At 52.7% G+C, this 4,977-nt stretch carries 4 protein-coding genes; 3 read left to right on the forward strand and 1 reads right to left on the reverse strand.

Features of this window, described 5'->3' with window-relative positions; all coding sequences use genetic code 11:
- Nucleotides 1-80 precede the first annotated feature (80 nt).
- The 3 genes from INT22_RS02390 (at nt 81) to INT22_RS02400 (ending at nt 3,096) form a co-directional block, all read left to right on the forward strand.
- Nucleotides 81-1,406 (forward strand): aspartate aminotransferase family protein, encoded by a 1,326-nt coding sequence (locus INT22_RS02390; protein ID WP_193067589.1) that lies wholly within the window; start codon nt 81-83, stop codon nt 1,404-1,406.
- A 32-nt stretch (nt 1,407-1,438) separates the two neighbouring features.
- Nucleotides 1,439-1,990, forward strand: coding sequence for a carboxymuconolactone decarboxylase family protein (locus tag INT22_RS02395; protein ID WP_193067590.1), 552 nt, complete (start codon nt 1,439-1,441; stop codon nt 1,988-1,990).
- Nucleotides 1,991-2,160: 170 nt separating this feature from the next.
- Nucleotides 2,161-3,096: a cation diffusion facilitator family transporter gene (locus INT22_RS02400; protein WP_193067591.1), complete on the forward strand. Its 936-nt coding sequence runs from the start codon at nt 2,161-2,163 to the stop codon at nt 3,094-3,096.
- Nucleotides 3,097-3,179: 83 nt separating this feature from the next.
- Here the strand turns inward: INT22_RS02400 and INT22_RS02405 are convergent, their stop codons facing one another.
- Nucleotides 3,180-4,607, reverse strand: coding sequence for a Glu/Leu/Phe/Val family dehydrogenase (locus INT22_RS02405; RefSeq protein WP_193067592.1), 1,428 nt, complete (start codon nt 4,605-4,607; stop codon nt 3,180-3,182).
- Nucleotides 4,608-4,977 lie beyond the last annotated feature (370 nt).

Below are 4,977 nucleotides of genomic sequence, written 5' to 3' on the forward strand. Positions count from 1 at the left end.
TTGCAATAATAGACCAAACTGTGCCAATCTTCTCCTTATGGCGTGCTCACATCGCTAAGTGACCCTAAGGAACCGTTTCCATGACTCGTATTCTTCATCGCAGTATCGGCCCAACACTCCCCCATGCCGCGTCGGCTCAAGGCGTCTACATTACAGACACCACTGGGCGCCGATACCTAGATGCCTCAGGAGGCGCTGCGGTCACCAGCGTTGGTCACGCCCATCCGGAAGTGTTGGCTGCGATGCGCGCTCAAATTGATAACCTCTGCTACGCACACACCTCCTTTTTCACCACCGACGCTGCCGAAGCGCTTGCTGAAAAACTCGTTAACTTGGCACCTGAAGGATTGAATTATGTCTATCTCGTGTCAGGCGGGTCAGAGGCCGTTGAAGCGGCGCTGAAGATGGCACGGCAGTACTTCGTAGAAATTGGCGCCCCCCAGCGTAGACATATCATTGCTAGGCGTCAGAGTTACCACGGCAACACGATTGGTGCGTTGGCAACCGGTGGCAATGCAATGCGGCGTAAGCAGTTTCAGCCCATCCTGCCAGAAACTCATCATGTCTCTCCCTGCTACGCCTATCGCGAGAAAGGCGCCGAGGAATCACCAGAGGCTTACGCTATTCGGCTTGCCGACGAACTCGAAGCAAAAATTCTCGAACTCGGCCCTGAAGAAGTCATGGCGTTCGTTGCCGAACCCGTTGTAGGCGCCACCCTTGGTGCCGTCGCCTCTGTCGCGGATTACTTTAAACGTGTGCGTGCGGTTTGCGACAAATATGGCGTACTACTGATCCTCGACGAAGTGATGTGCGGTATGGGTCGCACCGGCACTGTCTTCGCCTGCGAGCAAGACGACGTCATACCGGATATCGTCACGATAGCCAAAGGTTTGGGCGGGGGTTATCAGCCGATCGGCGCAGTGATGCTGTCCGATAAAATTTACGATAGCTTTGCCAACGGTTCTGGCCTGTTCCAGCACGGGCATACTTACATCGGTCACCCTGTTGCTGCGGCCACCGCTAACAAAGTGGTTGAAATCATTGCGCGCCCTGAGACACTCGCCAATGTAAACGCCATGGGCGCGAGATTACACAGCGGTTTGGAAGACATTCTCGGTGCATCCCCTTATGTCGGCGACATCCGGGGAAGAGGGCTGTTTCGCGGTATCGAGCTGGTGGCGGACCGGGACACTAAAACACCTTTCGATCCGAGCCGAAAAATTCACGCCAAGATTAAGCGACACGCCATGGCGCGTGGACTGATCAGCTATCCTATGGGCGGCACCATTGATGGCATTCACGGCGATCATATTTTGCTGGCACCGCCTTATATTATTTCCCCGGATGAAGTCGACCTAATCATTGAGCGTATTGCCGACGCCATCAGCGCCGCCATCACCGAGTGATGGCACGTCCCCTATCTGAATGGAGCTCACCGATGACGCTATCTCCCTGCCCGCCTATTGCTGATGCCGACTGGCCAAATGAAGTCGCTGAATTACGCGAAGACTTCGCCGGCGCACTTAATGTCTATCGCACCATGGCCCACCACCCGGCCTTGCTTAACGCCTGGGCACCTTTGCGTCAGCATGTTGTTAAGGAAAATGCCTTAGGGCCAGAATTAACCGAGGTGGTGATTCTACGCGCGGGCCTGCGCATGGGGTCACGTTACGAGTGGGCTCATCACGTTAGCCGGGCACTCGCACTAGGATTCTCCACTGCACGAATCGACGCCATTAGAACTCGCCCCGAAGGCGTTGATGGTCTTATCGTCAACGCTGTGGATGCGTTATTTGACCAGAAGATGCTGTCCCCCGAGCAAGAAGCAGAACTCGCAGATGCTATCGGACGCAAGGCCGTTATCGACCTAATTGCGATGGTGGGGTTTTATTCGGTATTGGGCTATCTGCTCAAGACTTACAACACACCGGTCGACGACAACATTCAACAAGAAGCGCAAAAAATGCCAGCGCTATTTTCATTAACTTAGTTGGCATTCCTGACTCAGGAATCAATTTCAGCCTTATTCAGGGCAAGCTGTTAATAAAAACGTCGCCTATTAGGCGGCGTTTTTCGCTATAAACAAATCACTGACATTGCGACCACTGATATTGCTATGCTTGCCAGCCTCTTGGGTAGGCAATATCGGAGCAAACGTTCGTGAAAACAGAATCCAGTACCTTAGCGTTTTCTGCCTTTATGGCGCTGCTGATTGGGTGTGCAGGTATCACTGCGACACTGGCATCTAACTCTCAGGCTATTTTGCTGGATGGGTTATTTAACCTTATCTACTTTAGCGTAGCGCTGGTCACCATCAAGGTTAGTAAGCTAGCCAGCCGACCCGATAGCGAGTCCTATCCATTTGGCTACAGCTACTTCGAGTCATTGGTAAATCTATGCAAAGGCTTATTGATATTAGGCGTTTCCATCTTTGCGTTGGTGGACGCCATCGCTGCGTTACTGACAGGTGGGCGGGAGATCTCAGCGGGGCTTGCGGTTATCTACGCACTGTTTGCCACCGCCGCTTGCTCGCTCACCGCTTGGGTAATGCACCGCAGTCAGCGCCACGTTAGTAGCCCGCTGGTGGCTGCAGACAAACTTAACTGGCTGGTGAACAGTGTTATCTCGGCTGCCGTGTTAGCAGCGTTCTGCTTGGTGATGCTATTTGAGCACCTAGACTGGCGGGAAATCGTCCCTTATGTCGATTCACTTCTGGTGATGGCCGTGGTGTTGCTATGCCTTGGCGTACCGGTGCGTATGGCCTCCCAGGCACTGCGAGAACTGCTCAATAAAACGCCCGACGAAACAATCGCCGAGCCTGTGCGTCAGGCGGTTGCTCGTGGGCTTGCGGATATCGACACCCAGGAAGTGCGGGTGCGCATGGTACGCCCTGGCCGCCTGCTATATATCATGGTTCATGTGGTGCTACCCAAAGCACTGCATGAGTCTACGCTTGCCCATCAAGATGCCCTACGCCAGCAAATTGATGAAGAAGTACGCCGTATTTATTCACCGGTCGTCTGTGATGTGGTCTTCACCGAAGATGATCGCTGGGCAGCGCCTTCCTGCGGGCAGTTAGTGAAGAAACACACTTAATCCCACCACATTAAAAAGCGGCCTGTGGGCCGCTTTGAATGCTAGTACTGCCGTTATAAACCGCTTAAAAACATAACCCTCTGTTAAACACCGATATCGCGGTAGTGGCGGGCAACTTTCTCGATGGCGATCAGATAAGCCGCCATGCGGTAGTCGTTAACTTTCGGGTTTTCATTACGGGTGCGAATAATCTCTTGCAGCGCCAAACGCATGGTGTCGTCCAAACCGGAACGGACTAGATCAAACTCATCGGCGCCGCGGGCTAGCTCATCAGCCAGATGATCTGGCACCTTATGGCCCGTTGATTCTTCAATCGCCCTAATAATGTGCTGACCACGTGCTTCATGAAAACGTTTATCGAGCCTGCCAAAGCGAACGTGATTCAGGTTACGAATCCACTCAAAGTAGGAAACCACTACGCCACCAGCGTTGCAGTACGCATCGGGGATAATCTCAATCCCCCGCTGTTGAAGAATTTTATCTGCTTCATAGGTAACCGGGCCATTGGCAGCTTCAGCAATAAGCGGCGCTTGGATATGGTGTGCATTCCCGGCATTGATAACGCCTTCTAATGCCGCTGGTATAAGAATATCGCAGGCACGCTCTAATGCTTTGCTGCCATCTTCTTGGTATTCAGCCGCCGGGTATCCCTTAACGCCACCGGTCTCAGCAATATACTCACGCACGGCCTTAACATCTAAACCATCGTCGTTAACCAAGGCGCCATCACGTTCGATGATCGCAGTAATCAAGCAGCCATCTTCGGTTTGCAGAAAATGGGCGGCGTGATAGCCCACATTGCCTAACCCCTGCACCACGACTCGTTTGCCAGCCAAGCCTCCCGACAGGCCACAACGCTTGATTTCTTCTGGATGACGGAAAAGTTCGCGCAACGCATACTGCACCCCGCGCCCGGTCGCTTCATTGCGCCCTCGCACGCCACCATGCTCGACCGGTTTCCCGGTTAACGCGCCCATGTAGTTGATGTCATTAGGAAACATCTGGCGGTAGGTATCTACCATCCAGCCCATTTCACGCGGCCCAGTGCCCATATCGGGGGCGGGCACGTTGGCGGCAGGGCTTAGATACCCTTTATTGATCAGCTCGCGCGCAAAACGCCGTGTAATGGCTTCCAGCTGTTTTTGAGTGTACTTGCTCGGATCAATGATCAGCCCACCCTTTGAACCACCGAACGGTACGTCGACAATCGCGCATTTATAAGTCATCAGCGCCGCTAGGGCCTCAACTTCGTCCTGGTCGACCATCATCGCAAAACGAATACCCCCCTTTGAGGGCAGTCGATGATCACTGTGGGTGGCTCGCCAACCAGTAAACATTTCAATCTTGCCATCGATATCAATCGGGAACGATACTTGCACCACGCTCTGGCACACCTTCAGAGCATTCCCAATGCCCTCTTCCAGCTCCATGATGTCGATAGCGTGATCCACCATGTGCTCGACGCTTTCACGAAAAGACATACCCTGTTGGGCGAACTTAGTATCACTCATAAGTGGCGCTCCATTGCTGCGTTGTTTTTATCAGTATTGTTATCGGAACTGTTTCGGGAATAACCACACCTGTTTTTGTGCTACAGGGTTTTAGCTGGTTTAAACTCCCTAACCCCACCGACTCTAACAAAGCCCCTACGCCAGCAACTTTCAACTATTGTTAAATAGTCTCAGCATATAAAACGCCACTAAATGTTTCGTCAGCTATTTGCTTAAAGAACCACGCAGCCAGCCTAATCCATTAGCACTTGGCGATACTCTCGTTGATTCTGGATAACTAACCAGAGTGTTGCGACAACTCCCCCCAGTAAGGCAACTCCAAATAGCGTTAATGCTGCGCGATGCCCTAGCCTGGATTTCTCATAGTACC

Source organism: Halomonas sp. 3D7M (assembly GCF_014897885.1).
Lineage (GTDB): Bacteria > Pseudomonadota > Gammaproteobacteria > Pseudomonadales > Halomonadaceae > Vreelandella.

What these genes read in the sequence shown, in the direction of transcription:
- INT22_RS02405 (WP_193067592.1), bottom strand. Translation starts at nt 4,607, where the DNA reads ATGAGTGATACTAAGTTCGCCCAACAGGGTATGTCTTTTCGTGAAAGC.
- INT22_RS02395 (WP_193067590.1), top strand. Translation starts at nt 1,439, where the DNA reads ATGACGCTATCTCCCTGCCCGCCTATTGCTGATGCCGACTGGCCAAAT.
- INT22_RS02390 (WP_193067589.1), top strand. Translation starts at nt 81, where the DNA reads ATGACTCGTATTCTTCATCGCAGTATCGGCCCAACACTCCCCCATGCC.